This window comes from Yoonia maritima, assembly GCF_043641945.1.
Classification (GTDB): Bacteria; Pseudomonadota; Alphaproteobacteria; order Rhodobacterales; family Rhodobacteraceae; genus Yoonia; species Yoonia maritima_B.
Map to the genome: position 1 here is coordinate 179750 of NZ_JBHZRX010000007.1, position 17788 is coordinate 197537.

The 17788-nt window shown below is 55.3% G+C and carries 20 protein-coding genes; 15 read left to right on the forward strand and 5 right to left on the reverse strand.

Annotated elements, in window-relative coordinates; all coding sequences use genetic code 11:
* Nucleotides 1–97: 97 nt before the first annotated feature.
* Entirely contained in the window at nucleotides 98–1234 is a 1137-nt protein-coding gene (dprA, locus tag ACHUEV_RS15330; RefSeq protein ID WP_394181376.1) for a DNA-processing protein DprA, read from the reverse strand.
* Nucleotides 1235–1509: 275 nt separating this feature from the next.
* Between dprA and ACHUEV_RS15335 the strand changes: the two genes are divergently transcribed.
* Together ACHUEV_RS15335 and ACHUEV_RS15340 are read left to right on the forward strand one after the other, a co-directional pair.
* Nucleotides 1510–2028, forward strand: coding sequence for a hypothetical protein (locus tag ACHUEV_RS15335; RefSeq protein WP_394181378.1), 519 nt, complete (start codon nucleotides 1510–1512; stop codon nucleotides 2026–2028).
* Nucleotides 2025–2399, forward strand: coding sequence for a hypothetical protein (locus tag ACHUEV_RS15340; protein ID WP_394181380.1), 375 nt, complete (start codon nucleotides 2025–2027; stop codon nucleotides 2397–2399). The genes ACHUEV_RS15335 and ACHUEV_RS15340 overlap by 4 nt, the downstream gene beginning before the upstream one ends.
* Before the next feature lie 45 nt (nucleotides 2400–2444).
* Here the strand turns inward: ACHUEV_RS15340 and tldD are convergent, their stop codons facing one another.
* Nucleotides 2445–3866, reverse strand: coding sequence for a metalloprotease TldD (gene tldD / locus ACHUEV_RS15345; protein WP_394181382.1), 1422 nt, complete (start codon nucleotides 3864–3866; stop codon nucleotides 2445–2447).
* Between the two features lie 169 nt (nucleotides 3867–4035).
* Here tldD and coxB point away from each other — a divergent pair, with 169 nt between their 5' ends.
* The 11 genes from coxB (at nucleotide 4036) to ACHUEV_RS15400 (ending at nucleotide 13482) form a co-directional block, all read left to right on the forward strand.
* Nucleotides 4036–4854, forward strand: coding sequence for a cytochrome c oxidase subunit II (gene coxB / locus ACHUEV_RS15350; protein ID WP_394181384.1), 819 nt, complete (start codon nucleotides 4036–4038; stop codon nucleotides 4852–4854).
* 83 nt (nucleotides 4855–4937) lie between these two features.
* Nucleotides 4938–5870 carry a heme o synthase gene (gene cyoE / locus ACHUEV_RS15355; RefSeq protein WP_106358134.1) on the forward strand — a complete coding sequence of 311 codons (933 nt, stop codon included), beginning with the start codon at nucleotides 4938–4940 and terminating at the stop codon, nucleotides 5868–5870.
* Nucleotides 5871–6071, forward strand: a complete 201-nt coding sequence (locus ACHUEV_RS15360) for a hypothetical protein (protein WP_106358135.1) — start codon at nucleotides 5871–5873, stop codon at nucleotides 6069–6071.
* Complete coding sequence (locus tag ACHUEV_RS15365; RefSeq protein ID WP_394181387.1) at nucleotides 6068–6682, forward strand: cytochrome c oxidase assembly protein; 615 nt, start codon at nucleotides 6068–6070, stop codon at nucleotides 6680–6682. Before ACHUEV_RS15360 ends, ACHUEV_RS15365 begins: the two co-directional genes overlap by 4 nt.
* 25 nt (nucleotides 6683–6707) lie before the next feature.
* Nucleotides 6708–7541 (forward strand): cytochrome c oxidase subunit 3, encoded by an 834-nt coding sequence (locus ACHUEV_RS15370; RefSeq protein ID WP_394181389.1) that lies wholly within the window; start codon nucleotides 6708–6710, stop codon nucleotides 7539–7541.
* A 96-nt stretch (nucleotides 7542–7637) separates the two neighbouring features.
* Nucleotides 7638–8318: an SURF1 family protein gene (locus tag ACHUEV_RS15375; protein WP_394181391.1), complete on the forward strand. Its 681-nt coding sequence runs from the start codon at nucleotides 7638–7640 to the stop codon at nucleotides 8316–8318.
* A gap of 3 nt (nucleotides 8319–8321) precedes the next feature.
* On the forward strand, nucleotides 8322–9701 hold the full coding sequence (thrC, locus tag ACHUEV_RS15380; RefSeq protein ID WP_394181393.1) for a threonine synthase: 1380 nt from the start codon (nucleotides 8322–8324) through the stop codon (nucleotides 9699–9701).
* A 2-nt stretch (nucleotides 9702–9703) separates the two neighbouring features.
* The gene (locus ACHUEV_RS15385; RefSeq protein WP_106358140.1) at nucleotides 9704–10972 is read left to right on the forward strand and encodes a M16 family metallopeptidase; all 1269 of its coding nucleotides are present in this window, start codon (nucleotides 9704–9706) and stop codon (nucleotides 10970–10972) included.
* A complete protein-coding gene (locus ACHUEV_RS15390; protein ID WP_106358141.1) occupies nucleotides 10972–11556 on the forward strand; it encodes a GNAT family N-acetyltransferase in 585 nt (194 codons plus the stop codon). Before ACHUEV_RS15385 ends, ACHUEV_RS15390 begins: the two co-directional genes overlap by 1 nt.
* 18 nt (nucleotides 11557–11574) lie before the next feature.
* Nucleotides 11575–12984, forward strand: a complete 1410-nt coding sequence (locus ACHUEV_RS15395; protein ID WP_394181396.1) for an FAD-binding oxidoreductase — start codon at nucleotides 11575–11577, stop codon at nucleotides 12982–12984.
* Nucleotides 12985–13119: 135 nt separating this feature from the next.
* A complete protein-coding gene (locus ACHUEV_RS15400) occupies nucleotides 13120–13482 on the forward strand; it encodes a hypothetical protein (RefSeq protein WP_394181398.1) in 363 nt (120 codons plus the stop codon).
* Nucleotides 13483–13563: 81 nt separating this feature from the next.
* Here the strand turns inward: ACHUEV_RS15400 and ACHUEV_RS15405 are convergent, their stop codons facing one another.
* The 3 genes from ACHUEV_RS15405 to ACHUEV_RS15415 are packed head-to-tail and all read right to left on the reverse strand — an operon-like array spanning nucleotide 13564 to nucleotide 15149.
* Nucleotides 13564–14094: an adenine phosphoribosyltransferase gene (locus ACHUEV_RS15405; RefSeq protein WP_394181400.1), complete on the reverse strand. Its 531-nt coding sequence runs from the start codon at nucleotides 14092–14094 to the stop codon at nucleotides 13564–13566.
* Between the two features lie 10 nt (nucleotides 14095–14104).
* Nucleotides 14105–14971 (reverse strand): S-methyl-5'-thioadenosine phosphorylase, encoded by an 867-nt coding sequence (locus ACHUEV_RS15410; RefSeq protein ID WP_394181402.1) that lies wholly within the window; start codon nucleotides 14969–14971, stop codon nucleotides 14105–14107.
* Between the two features lies 1 nt (nucleotide 14972).
* A complete protein-coding gene (locus ACHUEV_RS15415; protein ID WP_394181404.1) occupies nucleotides 14973–15149 on the reverse strand; it encodes a hypothetical protein in 177 nt (58 codons plus the stop codon).
* Between ACHUEV_RS15415 and ACHUEV_RS15420 the strand changes: the two genes are divergently transcribed.
* Together ACHUEV_RS15420 and ACHUEV_RS15425 are read left to right on the forward strand one after the other, a co-directional pair.
* Entirely contained in the window at nucleotides 15148–16764 is a 1617-nt protein-coding gene (locus ACHUEV_RS15420; RefSeq protein WP_394181406.1) for a SulP family inorganic anion transporter, read from the forward strand. The two genes, ACHUEV_RS15415 and ACHUEV_RS15420, sit on opposite strands and share 2 nt — an antisense overlap.
* A gap of 96 nt (nucleotides 16765–16860) precedes the next feature.
* Nucleotides 16861–17781 (forward strand): calcium/sodium antiporter, encoded by a 921-nt coding sequence (locus tag ACHUEV_RS15425; RefSeq protein ID WP_394181408.1) that lies wholly within the window; start codon nucleotides 16861–16863, stop codon nucleotides 17779–17781.
* The last annotated feature ends 7 nt before the right edge of the window (nucleotides 17782–17788 follow it).

Genomic DNA, 17788 nt, shown 5'->3' on the forward strand with positions numbered 1-17788 from the left:
TAGTGGCGCAAGATGTGGGGTGTCGTATAGGATTGTCAATGCGCCCTTTATGCCGGCCCTGTTTCCGCCCGGATTTGGCCGATCCGCGAAGCCGTTGTCAGCTGGTCACTGTTGCCCATAGCCCGCCGGGCTGCCGCGCGATCCGTCCTTCAAGTTCAAGATCGACAAGTACTGGCGCGACCTTGGCGGCAGGTTCGGCGACATCGCGTAGTAACTGATCCTCGGCGATAGGGGCGGGACCAAGGCGCGAAAGGATTTCGTCGTGAAGTGCTGCGGTCTGCCGCAGTGGGCGTTTCGCGGTCGGTGGTGGTGCAAGCGGCAATTCCGGTGTGTCAGGCATGACGGGCGAGATTGCTTCGATCACATCGGCGGCATTGCGCACCAGCGTTGCACCGTCGCGCAGCAGCATATTGCAGCCAGCGGCGCGCGCATCAAACGGATGGCCGGGCACTGCAAATACATCACGCGCTTGGTCAAGCGCGTTGCGGGCGGTGATCAGGCTCCCCGATTTCGCGGCGGCCTCGACCACAATCACGGCCTGCGCCATACCGGAGATAATGCGGTTGCGGGCTGGAAAGTGCCGCGCTTGGGGTTGCATGCCCATCGGCATTTCAGAAATGCGAAGGCCCTTTTGGGCGATGTCATGGGCAAGTTGGGTGTTTTCAACAGGATATATCGTATCGACGCCGCCCGCTTGAACCGCGATTGTGCCACCCGGCAGTGCTGCGATATGCGCTGCGGTGTCTATTCCCCGTGCAAGGCCAGACACCACAGCGAAACCGGCTTCGGCCAATTCGGCGGCCAGTTTTTTCGCCATACGTGTCCCAAGCGAGGACGCATTGCGCGCGCCGACTAACGCGATCATCGGGCGCGATAGCAGTTCAAGATTGCCAAGCGCCCAGATCATTGGCGGGGCGTCAGCGATGTTGTGTAGGTTCGCTGGATACTGTGGATCCGTGTCTGAAATCAGATGTGCGCCGGCGGCGCGACCTGCTTTTAATTCGGCTTGGGCGACACCGATGGGGCAAGTTTCATACCCCTTTACGCCTGCTTCACGAGCGATCAGTGGCAGGGCTTCTAGCGCCTTTTGCGCACTGCCATGTTCTGCCAGCAACCGACGATATGTCGCGATACCGACCCGGCGCGATCGTAACAGACGCAGCCGGTTGACCCGATCCTCTTCCGTGGTGGGTAGGAGTGGGGGGGGATTGGAAGAATTGCCTGCTCCGGTCATCCTATGCTCCGTCTGTTACGAGAATAGGATTAGAATTTCAGAGTTAATGGGACATGAATCAAATTGCGAAAAATTGAATCAAGCACCATTTCGCGTGTAAGACGTTGAAAAATATATAAGACATGAAGTCGCAACCTGTACACCCTGTGTACACATGCCGTGCATACGCCGTGTGCCATGCCTGTTTTTTTGGGGGCTGAGCACCGGCTTGATTCGTATCGGGGACCATGCGTAAGCTTTGGTCGAAGTCAGAGGCGATACGAAGGGATCATCTGATGCAAAGCAAGGCACCGCTAATCGTTGGCGCAGGGAGCCTCTTGTTTCTTCTTTTTACTTTCTTTGCATTCACACAGCAGGAGCTTTCGTGGTGGGCTGTCCCATTTCTGATGATGTTTACCGTTGTCTTTGGTGGCGTGTTTTGGGTCAGCATTACAATGATCAAGGAGGACCGGTTTGCGCAGGTTGCAACGAAGCGTTTTCCTGATCAGCCGTGGCTTTGGGAAAAGCGCTGGCAGTCAAAAGAGATTCCTGCCCGTTCCGTAAACGATTTGTGGTATTGGCTGGCTTTCACGGTGATTGTTGGATTTTTCGCACTGGTTTCAGCAGTGCAGCTCTGGAATGCGTTGCCTGATGGTGGCGTCTTAGATTTGTTAGGGTTGATCCCAATCATCTGCTTTGGCTGTGTTGTATTCCATCTGCTTTGGCTGTGTTGTATTCCATCTGCTTTGGCTGTGTTGTATTCCATCTGGTCGGCGCGGTGCGGTCTGTGCGTTTGGCGCGGCAGACGCGATTGACGCTTGGAACGCTTCCGGCGCAGGTGGGCGAGGATTTTCGTGCGCAGGTTTTGATGCCAGCAACAGTGCGTGATCTATCTGCGCAAATGACCTTTACGCGCGTCCATCGGATTAGCGAAAGCGATGGTGACAGTTTCGAAAAGCGTGTCGAAAAGACAATTTTGGCAGACCTGCGCACCGAACGCGCCACAGGTGGGGCGCAGCAGTATACGCTGTCTGCCCCATTGCCTGACGGTACCCCCGTAACGGTTTGGCATAACCAAGAGGGCACGGGTAACTGGGAACTCGAGATCACATGCCGACGCGGTGGTTGGCCTGTCACGCTGCGTTATCCGGTTCCAGTGAGCGGGCAAACTATGCAGAGCAAGTGATGTTGCCCGTTCAATTGGCTTGTCAGGTGATTGCCGCGCGCAAAATCACGCGGCTGCGCCACCAATAGTCAGCCCGCCAATCATTAGGCTGGGTTGGCCGACACCCACCGGGACCCATTGGCCCGCTTTACCGCAATTGCCGATGCCGGGGTCAAGCTGCATGTCGTTGCCGATCCCGCGAATCTGTTTCAGTGCGGTTGCGCCGTCCCCGATAAGGGTCGCGCCTTTTACTGGGGCACCGACCACACCGTTCTTTACGCGGTAGGCTTCGGTGCAGGAAAACACGAATTTGCCGTTGGTGATATCGACCTGACCACCGCCGAACCCGACTGCATAGATGCCGTCCTTTAGGTCAGCGACAAGGCTTTCGGGGCTCGCATCGCCTGACAACATATAAGTGTTCGTCATGCGGGGCATTGGTGCGTGGGCATAGCTTTCGCGGCGTCCGTTACCCGTAGGTGCGACGCCCATCAGCCGTGCATTTTGGCGGTCTTGCATATAGCCCACCAGAACGCCGTCTTCGATAAGGGTGTTCTTGGCGCTGGGCGTGCCTTCGTCGTCGACGGTGATCGAACCGCGACGGTCGGGAATTGTGCCATCATCTAGAACGGTTACGCCTTTGGCTGCAATTTGTTGACCCATAAGCCCCGCAAATGCCGATGACCCTTTACGGTTAAAGTCACCTTCAAGCCCATGGCCAATCGCCTCGTGCAGGAGGATACCGGGCCAGCCCGGTCCAAGGACGACATCCATAACGCCTGCCGGTGCTGGCTCTGCATCAAGGTTCACAATTGCGATGCGCAATGCTTCTTTTACAACGGGTTCCCAGTGATCGCGCCCAATCAAGCCGATCAGTCCAGCGCGGCCACCGCCGCCCATGGATCCGCTTTCGCGTTTACCGTTTTCTTCGATGATCACGCTGATGTTCAGGCGTGACATCGGGCGGGTATCGGTGACCAATGTGCCTTCGGGGCGCAGGATCAGGACCTCTTGGTGAGAAGCAGCAAGTGTTGCAGAGACTTGGACAACGCGCGGATCAAGCGCGCGGGCATAGGCGTCGATTTCGCGGAGCACGTCGATTTTCGCGGGGAATGTCGCCTGCAGCATTGGGTCTGCGTCAGAATAAAGTTTGCGATTGGTGCCGACAGGGGGCGGGGCCATGGTGCCGCCGCCGTCACCTACCGCGAGCCGCGCCGTTGAAACTGCACGCCGTAACGCATGTTCGTCGATTGTGGTCGAATGGGCGTAACCAGCCGTTTCACCGCGAACAGCGCGCAGACCGAACCCTTCGGATGCATCGAAACTGGCTGTCTTTACGCGGCCATCGTCAAACGAAAGCACCTCTGATTTGCGGCGCTCCAAAAAGAGTTCGCCATCGTCGGCGCCTTGGGTTGCTTCGCGCAGCAAAGACAGTGCGCTATCGCGATCAAGGTTCGTTTCAAAAGGACGGAAGGGGTCAGCTGACATTCAAATTTCCTTAGTCATGCGCAATTTATCGACAAAAGCGGCCCTTTGCCGCAACAGCAGTTCTTGAGTTGTTCATCAAGATATGGGACATGAGCGGTCAGATACAACGGGATTCCTTGCGAAGCCCCGTTCCAGACGCGCCTGAGGCGCAACGATGTTAGGGTAGAATATGCGACTGAAAACCTTTGCGACCTCACTCTGGGCCACGACTGGCCTGATTATGGCTGGTGCATCTGCGACAGCGCAGGAAGTGAATCAGGAATTGGAAATCGTTGGTCATCCGATCGACGGTGGGACTGGTTTTCAGCCTGCCGCGACCGAATTGGCGCGCGATGCGCAGTGGCTGGACGGCATGTTGCTGGTGATCATTACGATTATCACATTGTTTGTCACAGGCCTGCTGGCTTGGGTCATCATCCGCTACAATCAGAAGCGTCAGCCAACACCTGCTGGTTTCACCCACAACACTCCGCTTGAGATCGCGTGGACAATTATCCCGATTGTGATTCTTATCTTTATCGGTTCGTTCTCTCTGCCGGTTCTGTTCAAGCAGCAAACGATCCCTGAAGGCGATATCAACATCAAAGTAACTGGCTACCAGTGGTACTGGGGTTACGAATATGTTGACGAAGGCGTTGAGTTCGAGAGCTTCCTGTTGGGACGTGATGAACTGGAAGAATTTGGTTACAGCCAAGATGAATATCTTTTGGCGACAGACACTGCAGTTGTCGTGCCGGTCAATTCGACAGTCGTGATGCAAGTAACTGCTGCTGACGTTATCCACTCTTGGACGATCCCAGCGTTTGGCGTGAAGCAGGACGCAGTGCCTGGCCGCTTGGCGCAGCTTTGGTTCTCGGCTGAGCGCGAAGGCATCTATTTCGGTCAGTGTTCAGAGCTGTGTGGTAAAGACCACGCTTACATGCCGATCACTGTCAAAGTTGTAAGCCAAGAGACTTACGACGCTTGGCTCGCCGAAGCAAAATCCTAAGAGCTGGGGTGGATCAAGATCCACCCTACGCCAGATCAAATTTGTAAGGTGGGTTTCAACCCGCCCCTGCGGAAAGGTCCAGCATGAGCGACATCAGCGCGCAAGACAGCAATTACGAGGCTAACATGGGCGATTACTTTGCCCTGTTGAAGCCGCGCGTCATGTCGCTGGTTGTCTTCACTGCCTTGGTTGGTCTGCTGGTTGCTCCGCTACCAGTTCACCCCTTCATTGGGTTCGTGAGCATCTTATGCATCGCGGTTGGGGCTGGGGCCTCTGGCGCGTTGAATATGTGGTGGGACGCTGACATTGATCAGTTGATGAAGCGGACGGCCACGCGCCCGATCCCTTCAGGCCGGGTAGAGCCGGGCGAAGCGCTGGGCATTGGTTTGGCCCTTTCGGGTTTCGCCGTTATCCTTCTGGCACTTGCGACCAATTTTCTGGCGGCTTTCCTTCTTGCGTTCACCATCTTCTTTTACGCTGTCGTCTATTCGATGTTCCTGAAACGGGCGACGCCGCAAAACATCGTTATTGGTGGTGCGGCTGGTGCTTTCCCTCCGATGATTGGTTGGGCGGTTGCGACTGGCGGAATCAGCATTGAAAGCATCCTGATGTTTGCGCTGATCTTCATGTGGACACCCCCGCATTTTTGGGCGCTCGCGCTATTTGTGAAATCCGACTATGGCAATGCTGGCGTGCCGATGCTGACAGAAACACATGGTCGTGACGCTACGCGTCGCCATGTGTTGATCTATACAATTCTACTGGTGCCCGTTGCGCTGGGGCTTGGCATTACGTCAATCGGTGGGCCGATCTATATGGCTGTCGCTGTTGTTATGAACGCTTGGTTCCTGAAGGGCGCATTTGATATTTACCGTCGCGACGATGCGGCCTGTGAAGCAGATAAGCACAAGGTCGAGATCGGCGTCTTCAAAGTTTCGCTGTATTATCTCTTCGCTCACTTCTGCGCGCTACTGCTTGAGGCAGCATTGCGTCAATACGGGCTTGGGGGCTGGTAAATGGCGATCAAGGTTGAACATGAAGTCCACGGTCGCCGCAAAAACCGGAACTACGGTGTTTTGATGCTGCTGATCGGATTCGTCGGGATCGTCTTTGGCTTGACTGTGGTTAAAGTTCTGCAGCTGGGCGATGCGCGCCAGTTCGAAACATTTGACCACGTGGCCCGCCCTCAGATCGTTCCTGAAGAGGGAACCGAATGAAGCTGTTTCCGAACCTTCCCGGTCCGCAACGCACTGCGCTTATGACAAGCGCGGTCGTCGTGATGATGGGTGGTTTGGCTTACGCTTCGGTACCGTTTTACGACTGGTTTTGCCGTGTCACTGGATTTGGTGGAATCACAAATGTTGCCGATGCTGGCAGCGATGTGATTCTGGATCAAACCATCAAGGTTCGCTTTGATGCGTCACTTGAGCGCGATATGCCTTGGTCTTTTGAACCTGAAGTTCGCGAAATGGAACTGCGTATCGGCGAAACTGGCCTTGCCTATTACGAGGCGCATAACCCGCTTGATGTGCCAATCGCAGGGCAGGCGGCTTATAACGTGACACCGTACGAAGCCGGTGCATTCTTTGATAAGATTGAATGTTTTTGCTTTACCGAACAGGTTTTACAGCCCGGCGAAACAGTGATGATGCCCGTCAGCTTCTTTGTGGATCCGGCGATCGTGGATGACCGCGAAGGCAAACACGTGCATACAATCACGCTAAGCTATACTTTCTACCAAATCGACCTACCCGAGGAAGAGCTGCAGTCCGCTGCGACGTCCTCGACTTTGACAACGGCGCCGCAAGACGCCATAGAAACGAACTAACGACCAGCCGATAGGGACGCACCACATGGCGCATGCAAAAAATCACGATTATCACATTCTGCCACCTTCGATTTGGCCTTTGATGGGCGGTCTTGGCGCATTTGTCATGCTGTTGGGTGCCGTCGGTTGGATGGCTGGCCCGATGCCAATGTTCTTTGGCGCGATGACTGTTTCCGGACCTTACATGTTCCTGATCGGCCTCGCTGCCGTTCTATACGTCATGTACGCGTGGTGGGCAGACGTTATCGCTGAAAGCCGTGTTGGCGATCACACACCTGTGGTGCGTATCGGTCTGCGTTACGGCTTTATCATGTTCATCATGTCCGAAGTGATGTTCTTTGCAGCTTGGTTCTGGTCTTTCTTCAAGCACGCCATGTACCCAATGGGCCCAATGAGCCCAATTCAGGACGGCGTTTGGCCACCTGCTGGGATCGAAACATTTGACCCTTGGCACCTGCCACTGATCAACACGCTGATCCTGCTGTGTTCAGGTGCTGCTGCGACTTGGGCACACCACGCGCTGGTTCACGAAAACAACCGCGAAGACATGAAGTGGGGCCTGATCCTTGCTGTTGTTCTTGGCGCTATCTTCACGGTGTTCCAAGCCTACGAATATAGCCACGCGACATTTGGTTTCGGCGGCAACATCTATGGTGCCAACTTCTTTATGGCGACAGGTTTCCACGGTGCACACGTATTCATCGGGACAATCTTTCTGCTGGTTTGCCTGATCCGTCTGCAAAAGGGTGACTTTACCCCTGAAAAGCACATCGGGTTCGAAGCTGCCGCATGGTACTGGCACTTTGTTGACGTCGTATGGCTGTTCCTATTCGCAGCTGTTTACGTGTGGGGCGGCTAAGCCGACCGACCCGGTCCGTAGGGTGGGTCTTGACCCACCACCCCTGATACCAAACGCGCGGGGCTTCTCGCGCGTTTTTCTCTTTAAAGGCGCAAAATGCTGCGTAAGTTAATCTTTCCTCTTCTTCTTGGAATTGCGGGCTGTGGGGTTCTCATCAGCCTTGGCGTCTGGCAGGTGCAGCGCCTCGCTTGGAAAGAGGGCATCTTGGCAGAGCTTGATAGCCGCCTGACAGGTGCGCCGCGGCCTTTTGATTTTAGTGCCACAGAAGAAACCAACGAATATACGCGGGTCACATTGTCTGGCACGCCGACCGGTGAAGAGCTGCATGTTCTGACTTCTGGAACTGCGGCGGGAACTGGCTACCGCGTTATTTCGAAATTTACGCTTGATGACGGGAACGACATACTTCTCGATCTCGGCCTTTTGCCGCTCGACATCAAAGACGCCGCGCCGCTGATCGCGCCGATGCAGATCACCGGCACTTTGCTTTGGCCGGATGATCAAAACAGCAGCACGCCCGATCCTGACACCACCAAAAACATTTGGTTCGCCCGGAATGTCGAAATGATGGCCGCGGCCCTGTCGACCCAGCCATTTATGGTCGTGGTTAGCACCGCCACGCCCGCCGACCCACGACTAACCCCTTTGCCTGTAGAAACTTCAGGCATAAAGAACGATCACCTTGAATACGCGATTACTTGGTTCTTGCTGGCTATTGTTTGGGCTGCCATGACTATGTTTCTTATCTTCCGTACGACCCGCCAAAAGGACGTCTGACCTATGCGCTATATCTCAACCCGTGGCTCTGCACCTGCGCTGACATTTGAAGAGGCAATGCTAACTGGCCTTGCTCGCGATGGCGGCCTGTACGTCCCCGAAGAGGTGCCGACGTTAACCAATGCGCAAATTGCGGCGATGGCTGGCAAGTCGTATGAAGAAGTCGCCTTTGAGGTCATGCGCCCGTTTATCGGCGATACATTCAGCGACAGCCAATTTCGTGAATTGATCGCCAAAGCCTATGCTGGTTTTGGCCACGCGGCCCGTGCGCCGTTGGTGCAGCTGGCGCCGAACCACTTTTTGCTGGAACTGTTCCACGGTCCGACGCTCGCGTTCAAAGATTTCGCGATGCAGCTGATTGGCCAAATGTTCCAAGCAGCACTGTCGCGTTCCGGTGATCGCGTCACAATCGTTGGTGCAACATCGGGTGATACTGGCTCTGCCGCGATCGAAGCCTTCCGTGGGCTGTCGAATGTCGACGTGTTCATCTTGTTTCCGCATGGTCGCGTGTCCGAAGTACAGCGCCGCCAGATGACAACGCCTAGCGAAGCGAACGTGCATGCGCTCGCCGTTGATGGTGATTTTGATGATTGCCAAGCAGCGGTCAAAGACATGTTTAATGACTTTGCGTTCCGCGAAGATGTGAAACTTGCTGGCGTGAACTCGATCAACTGGGGCCGCGTTTTGGCGCAGGTTGTTTACTACTTTACCGCCGCTGTCAGCCTTGGTGCGCCACACCGCGAGGTGAGCTTTACCGTTCCGACCGGGAACTTCGGTGATATCTTTGCGGGCTACATTGCTAAAAAGATGGGCCTTCCAATTGCCGATCTGGTTGTTGCGACCAACCGTAACGACATCTTGCACCGCACGTTGGAAACTGGCGCCTATACCAAAGAAGGCGTGACCCCAACGATTAGCCCATCAATGGATATTCAGGTCAGTTCCAACTTTGAACGCGCGTTGTTCGATGCCTATGGCCGCGATGGCGCGGCTGTCGCTGGTCAGATGGAAGACCTGAAGAGTGGTGGTTTTCAGATCAGCCAAGGTGCCTATCAGATGCTAAAGGACACTTTCAAATCTGGCCGGGCATCCGAAGAAGACACGCAAGCTGCGATCAAATCTTACCGCGCTAATACTGGCGAACTGCTTTGCCCGCACACCGCCGTTGGTGTTCACGTGGCCGAGACGCATTTGGGTGCGACCCCGATGGTCACACTCGCCACTGCGCACCCGGCCAAGTTCCCAGATGCCGTGAAAGAGGCATCAGGCGTCGCGGCACCTCTTCCACCTCGGATGGCGGACCTATATGACCGACCAGAGCGGGTCACACGCGTGGCCAATGATCTTGCTGCATTGCAAGCAGTCATCAGGGAACGGATCTGAATTTGACAATTGAACTGCACACCCTGTCCAACGGTTTTCGGATCGTGACAGAGCACATGCCGACCCTGAAATCTGCCAGCATTGGCATCTGGGTCGACGCAGGTGGACGCCACGAACGGCTAGAGCAAAACGGCATCGCGCATTTCCTTGAACACATGGCGTTCAAGGGAACTAAAACGCGCAGCGCCCTGCAAATCGCCGAAAGCATCGAAGACGTTGGCGGCTACATCAATGCATATACCAGCAGGGAAGCGACCGCATATTATGTAAGGCTTCTCGAAGATGATGTGCCGCTTGGTTTGGACGTTATTGCCGATATCTTGATGAATTCGATATTCAGCCCTGAAGACGTTGAAATCGAGCGTGGCGTGATCCTGCAAGAGATTGGCATGACCATCGATACGCCTGACGAAATGGTGTTCGATTGGTTGCAAGAGGTGTCTTACCCCGATCAGGCCTTGGGTCGCACGATCTTGGGTCCAACCGAACGTGTCAGCGCGTTCAAGCAAGATGATCTAAAGCAGTTCGTTGCAGAGCATTACGGCCCGAACCAAATGATTTTGGCGGCTGCCGGTGCTGTTGATCACGAAAAAATCGTCGCCCAAGCAGAGGCTTTGTTTGGTCATCTGCCCGCGCTTGATCGTGGTCCAAACCTGATTCAGCCCGCCAAATTTGGCGGCGGCGAAATCCGCAATATCAAAGATCTTGAGCAGGTACATTTCGCGCTGGGTCTTGAAGGGCCGGATTACCGTGATCCGATGATTTACACCGCGCAAATCTATAGCTCTGTCATGGGGGGCGGTGTGTCGTCGCGCCTGTTCCAAGAGATCCGTGAAAACCGTGGTTTGTGTTATTCGATATTCGCCCAAACTGGTGCGTATGAAGACACTGGGATGACAACGATCTACGCAGGAACCAGTGCTGAACAGATCGCTGAGCTGTCCAATATCACCATCGACGAAATGAAACGTGCGGCTGACGATATGACTGCTGCAGAAGTCGCCCGTGCCCGTGCGCAGATGAAGGCTGGTTTGTTGATGGGGCTTGAAAGCCCGTCAAACCGGGCTGAACGACTTGCACGCTTGCTGTCCATCTGGGACCGGATTCCAACGCTTGACGAAACCATCGCGCATATCGATGCGGTAACGACAGGTGACGTCAAAGCCTTTGCCGAGAAAATGGCCGGGGACACAGGTACGGGCCTTGCGCTTTATGGACCAGCCAAGGCTGCACCGACATTGGACGCATTGAAAGAACGGTTGGCGGCCTGATGCTGGGGACCAAGCGAAAGGTCCGGATTGAAACCGAACGGCTGACATTACGCCCACCCATTCATGGCGATTACCGTGCTTGGTCATCGCTGCGTCATGATAGCGCTGCGTTTCTAACCCCGTGGGAGCCGACGTGGGCGACGGATCATCTGACGCGCAAGGCGTTTACTAATCGCGTTTATTGGGCGCAGCGGTCTATTGCGAATGGAACGGCGCTACCGCTGTTTTTGATCCGCCGCGAAGATCAGGCGTTGATCGGTGGTATCACCTTAGACAATATCCGGCGCGGCCCGTCGCAGGCAGGAACGACCGGTTATTGGGTCGGTGAACCGTTTGCCCGCCAAGGATACATGCGCGAGGCGCTACAGGCCGTCGCGCACCACGCATTTACGGCGCTTGACCTTAGCCGGCTTGAGGCCGGGTGTTTGCCAGAAAACAACCCGTCGCGGCGGTTGCTTGAACAATGTGGCTATAAATACGAAGGCGTCGCGCAAAGCTATTTGCAGATCAACGGGCGTTGGCGGAACCATGTGCTTTATGCCAACCTACGCCATGATCGTCGCGGTAAAACCGACGTCGGTTAACCAACAAAGGATCGCGTCATGCTAAACCCTGTCACGCCGGAATTCGAAGCGCAGCTGCGTGCCGCGCTGCCCGCAGCGGCGTTCAAGGATGACACTGCGCTTTATATGTCCGAACCGCGTGGGCGCTGGACGGGGCAGGGCTTTGTCGTTGCGCCAAGCAACACTGAAGAGGTGGCGACGCTGGTGAAGGCCTGTGCAGAAGCAAATATAGGCATCATTCCTTATGGTGGTGGCACTGGGTTGGTTGGCGGTCAGTTGACCGATGAAGGGCCAAAGCCTGTCGTTATTTCGCTTGAGCGTATGAACAAGATCCGTGCTGTTTATCCAACTGAAAACGTTTTGGTCTGCGATGCCGGTGTTATCTTGGCTGATGTCCAAAATGCTGCCGAAGATGTGGATCGCTTGTTCCCACTTTCGCTTGCCTCTGAAGGCTCCGCGCGGATTGGTGGTTTGCTATCTACGAATGCAGGCGGCGTGAACGTTCTGCGCTACGGTAATGCGCGCGCGCTGTGTTTGGGGTTAGAGGTCGTGCGCCCGGATGGTACTATCTGGCATGGGCTAACGCGGTTGCGCAAAGACAATACTGGCTATGACTTGCGTGATCTGATGATCGGTGCCGAAGGCACACTGGGCATCATTACTGCAGCCGCGCTCAAGCTGGCGCCGCGTCCGGTTGGTATTGGTGCTGCGATGATGGCAGTGCCATCGCCGCAAGCCGCGCTTGATTTGCTGGCGCTTGCCGGTGCGCGTATCGGTGACGGGATTTCAGCGTTTGAGATCATGCACCGCCAGGGCATGGATTTTCTGACCGAAGTCGGCCCTGAGCTACGCCAGCCGTTTAACGAAGTGCCTGAATGGTGCGTACTTGTCGACGTGGGGCTGCCTGCAGGGCTTAGCCCCGAAGACGCGTTGGAAGGGTTGTTCGAAGCGGGTTTTGAGAAAGGGCTGGTCACCGATGGTGTGATCGCGCAAAGCCGCGCACAGCGTCAGGAACTTTGGGATATCCGCGAAAACATCCCCGAAGCCAACCGCAGGATCGGTTCCGTTAGCTCGCACGATATCGCGCTGCCGCTAAGCATCATCCCCGATTTCATTGAGCAGGGTGGCAAGGCGCTGGCAGAAGTTGGTGATTTTCGGATCAACTGTTTTGGGCACTTAGGCGACGGCAACCTGCACTATAACGTATTCCCTGCCCTAGGGCGCAGCCGCGACGAATACGACGCCTTACGCGGCGCGGTAAAGCAAACGGTGCATGATCTGGTGTCAGAAATGGAAGGCTCCGTTAGTGCCGAACACGGGATCGGCCGGCTGAAAGTTTCTGATCTGGAAAAATACGGTGATCCGGCCAAACTCGCTATGCTACGGGCGATCAAAGACGCGCTGGATCCGCAAGGGATCATGAACCCGGGCGCGGTACTGCGAAGTTAGTCGGGATAGGGCGGGGCGAGGTAGAAAACTATCGAACGGCAGCTACGAGCCCATCTTGCAGGAACGCTGTTTTCCGCCAAGGTCAGCTATAGTTGCTGAACCTATCTCGTAAGTGCAATTCATTCGAGTTTTGTGATGATGAACCAGTCATTTGATCTATCCGAGGCAGCACTCATTGTTGCGCCTGAAGCATTGAGGGACGGAGGATCAGTTTACCTCGCGTTTAGCATTGGAAACTCCAATTATGGCCTGAGATATGCTGGTGGGTTCGCAGATGTTCTGAGTGGTCGTGATGGAATGTTAGAAATCTCGAATATTGCTGAGGATTCCCCTGGCTTGTTTTTTGATCCCGACACTATTGTGGGGCTTGCCGCGTTTGTTACTCGCAATGAGACAGAGTTCGGAAGGTTTGCAGAAGTCTTTTGGGGAAGATGCAGGCGGACAGAGGAACAAATCAATGAAGTGCGTGCTTGGTTTGGAAGAGAGCCTGATATTTGAATGTACCATAAAGCGGGCATTGGCGGCACGGACGTGAACGGCAGCTTCGTCCCGCAAACCTGCCGTCCAAGCGTTCAAATACTATTCACCTTCAAACGAACACAGCGCGTGCACGTCCATTCCTAGGCCTTCCAGTCTTTTGCGGCCGCCTAGGTCGGGTAGGTCGATGACGAAGGCGCAGCCGACGACTTCGGCGCCCATGCGTTCGATCAGCTTGATTCCGGCTTCGGCGGTGCCGCCTGTGGCGAGTAGATCGTCGACCATCAGGACCTTTTCACCGGGCTGTAGGGCGTCGTCGTGGACTTCCATCACGGCCTCACCGTATTCAAGCGTATAGGCCTGTTCGATGGTTTTGCCGGGCAGTTTGCCTTTTTTACGGATGGGTACGAAACCTTTGCCCAATTGGTGCGCGATTGCACCGCCAAGGATAAACCCACGTGCCTCTAGTCCGATGACCTTGTTGATTGGCTGGCCCGCGTAGGGGTGCAGCAGTTGGTCGATGGCGATCCGAAAACCGCGTGGGTCGCTGAACAATGTGGTGACATCGCGGAACATGATCCCTTCGTGTGGAAAGTCAGGGATGGTGCGGATGTAGTCTTGGACGGTTTTCATGGTGGTCTTTCTAAAGGATACGGCCAGCGACGGCGTCTAGTTTGGCGACCAGCGCAGGGTCGCGTTTATCAGGGGCGGTCATAACCGCGTATTCAAGCGCCCGGTCACAGCCGTGTGGGCAAGTCTCGCGTTTTGCCCCGAGTAGCGCCGGGAGTCGAGAGACAAGATCGCGGGCTTTGGTTCCGTTTCCATTGAGCGTTGCGATAATTTCGGTGATGTCCACGGCCCCGTGATCTGGGTGCCAGCTATCGTAATCTGTGATCATCGCGACTGAGGCATAGCAAATCTCTGCTTCGCGGGCGAGTTTGGCCTCGGGCATGTTGGTCATCCCGATCACATCGCAGCCCCATTCGCGGTACATTTTGCTTTCGGCCATGGACGAAAACTGCGGCCCTTCCATCGCCAGATAGGTGCCGCCTCGGTGAATTGTGATGCCCGCATCGCGACCGGCGGTTTCGCAAGCGTCTGAAAGACGTTCGCACGTTGGGTGCGCGACGCTGACATGTGCGACACAGCCAGTGCCAAAGAACGATTTTTCGCGTGCAAAGGTTCGGTCGATGAATTGATCGACGATGACGAAATCACCGGGGGCGAGTTCTTCGCGGAACGATCCACAGGCGCTGACGCTGATGATGTCGGTTACGCCCAGCCGTTTTAGCGCATCGATATTGGCCCGATAAGGCACTGTTGTGGGGGAATGCAGGTGCCCGCGGCCGTGGCGTGGCAGAAACGCCATTGCGACCCCGTTTAGCGTTCCAGTCAGAATTGCGTCAGATGGCGTGCCCCATGGGCTTTCGACTGTGACCCATTTTGCATCTTCTAGCCCGTCCATATCATAGATGCCTGAACCACCAATGATGCCGATTTTCGTTTGCATTTTAGTCACCTGCCTTGAATTCGATCCGCGTAACTTTGGCTGGGAACCAATCAAATGTGAACCCCTGCAGGCGTGCCGTTGTCGCAACAATATAAGGCACCTGCGCCCCAAGGGGTGACAATTGCACGCAGGTCCGATAGGGCATGCGTAACATCCCCATTTTGACAGGAATCCTCATGGCCCGCGCTCTTTTAGCGAGTTTCGCAGATAGTCTTTCGATTAGCGATCCGAACGCACCTTTGACACCCAAACAGCTTCGCATTGATGTGCTTTCAGGGCTGACAGTTGCCTTGGCGCTGGTTCCAGAGGCGGTTGCCTTTGCTTTCGTCGCAGGCGTTCAGCCTTTGGTTGGTTTGTATGCCGCGTTTATCGTTGGTTTGATCACTGCCATCTTTGGTGGCCGTCCCGGTATGATTTCGGGTGCGACAGGTGCGTTGGCTGTTGTGATGGTTAGCCTTGTTGCTCAGCATGGTGTTGAATATCTGTTTGCGACTGTCGTTCTTATGGGGCTGATCCAGATTTTCGTTGGGATCATGCGCTGGGGGAAATTCATTCGCCTTGTGCCGCATCCAGTGATGCTTGGCTTTGTGAACGGCCTCGCAATCGTGATTTTCCTTGCGCAGTTGGGGCAGTTCAAGGTTCCCGGTACAGCCGAAGCTGTCGGCCATGGTGTTGGTGGCGGTGAATGGCTGTCAGGTGGCCCGCTGGCGCTGATGCTGGGGCTGGTCGTTCTGACGATGGCGATTATCTACTTCATTCCAAAGTTGACGAATGCGATCCCGGCACCGCTTGCTGGTATCGGTATTGTTGCAGCTATCGTGATCGGTTTCGGGCTTGATGTCCCACTGGTTGGCGATTTGGCGAGCATCGAGGGTGGTCTGCCACCGTTCCATATCCCGATGGTTCCGATGACCTGGGAAACGGTTGAGATCATCTTGCCTTATGCTTTGATCCTCGCTGCGATTGGTTTGATCGAAAGCCTGCTGACGCTGAACCTTGTTGGTGAAATGACGGGCAACCGTGGCGGCGCAAGCCAAGAATGCATCGCACAGGGTGCAGCGAACACAGTCACCGGTTTCTTTGGTGGTATGGGCGGTTGCGCGATGATCGGTCAGTCGATGATTAACGTGAAATCCGGCGGTCGTACTCGTGTTGCTGGCATCGCGGCGGCGCTGTTCTTGCTGGCGTTTATCCTGTTCGCAAGCAGCCTGATCGAACGTATCCCGCTTGCTGCACTTGTGGGTGTGATGTTCATGGTTGTGATCGGCACATTCGCTTGGAACTCGCTTACAATCCTACGCAAAGTACCGCGTATGGACGCATTCGTGACCATTCTTGTGACTGTGGTGACCGTTGCAACTGATCTGGCGACCGCTGTTGTGGTTGGTGTGATCGTTTCGGCGCTTGCCTATGCTTGGAACAACGCCACACGCATTAACGCCAAGACACATGAAACGCCCGAAGGTGCAAAGGTTTACCAAATCCGTGGTCCGCTGTTCTTTGGGTCATCTGACGGTTTCACCGAACTGTTTGATGTCGAAAGCGATCCGTCATTGGTCATCATCGACTTTGACGAAAGCCGCGTCGTTGACCAATCAGCGCTGCAAGCGATCGAAGCGATTGCCGGTAAATACGAGGCCGCAGGCAAGCGTATCCAGTTGCGCCACATCAGCCACGATTGCCATCAGCTGCTGTCCAAAGCGGGGCACCTGATCGTGGATAGTGACGATGACCCCGATTACGCGCTGGCCGTTGATTACGGTGTTAAAACAGGCATCCTTGGCGGACATTAATCCCCTTGAATATGGGCGCGCGACGACACAGATGTGTTGCGCGCCCATTAGGCTACTGGCGCAGCAATTGCGCGTTCATGGCCTCGGACTTTCTAAATGTTGATTGATATTGCTTACGTTGCCGGAGGCCTTGTGGCCTTGGTTATTTGCGGTGATGTGCTTGTTCGTGGGGCTGTGTCGGTTGCACAGCGTGCGGGGCTTTCGCCATTTGTTATCGGTTTGACGCTCGTTGGTTTCGGCACTTCGACGCCAGAGCTCATGACCAGCCTTATCGCTGCCTTCCAAGGTCTTCCCGGTATCGCGTTGGGCAATGTGGTTGGTAGCAATATCGCGAATATCCTTCTGATCTTAGGTGTCACAGCCGCGATGGGTGCTGTGCCCGGTCGCGCATTGCTTGAACGTGACGGTATGGTGATGCTGGGGGCCACGGCGCTTTGCGCGGGGCTTATTATGTTTGGGTATATTGGGCGGGCTGCGGGTCTGCTGTGTCTTGCTGCGCTTGCGGGTTATCTGATTGTGACATTGAGGAGCAAGCGCCCCGAAGATGAAGCCGAAGAACAGGTCGAAGGTATGTCCGTCTGGGCGGGCGTTGGTGTCTTTCTGCTGGGCCTTTTGGGCGTAATGGCCGGGGCAAAGTTCCTCGTCCAAGGTGCCAGCGAAATTGCACGTGCATTTGCCGTATCAGAGGCGGTGATTGGCCTTACGATTGTGGCCGTCGGTACGTCGCTACCTGAACTTGTGACCTCTGTGGTGGCTGCGCGTAAGGGGCAGGGCGCCATCGCGATTGGTAACATCATTGGGTCCAACATTTTCAACGTGCTGGGTATCCTAGGGATTACCGCCGCGGTCTATCCGCTGACGGTTCCAGCCGACATGGCAGGGGTGACCTTGGCTGTATTTATCGTTGCTGCACTTGCGCCTGCCGCATTTGCACGCATTCGTGGACAGATCCCACGTTGGGCAGGGTTTTCGTTTGTTGCGGCCTATGTTGGGTATGTCGTTGCAATTGTTGCGTGAACCCGAA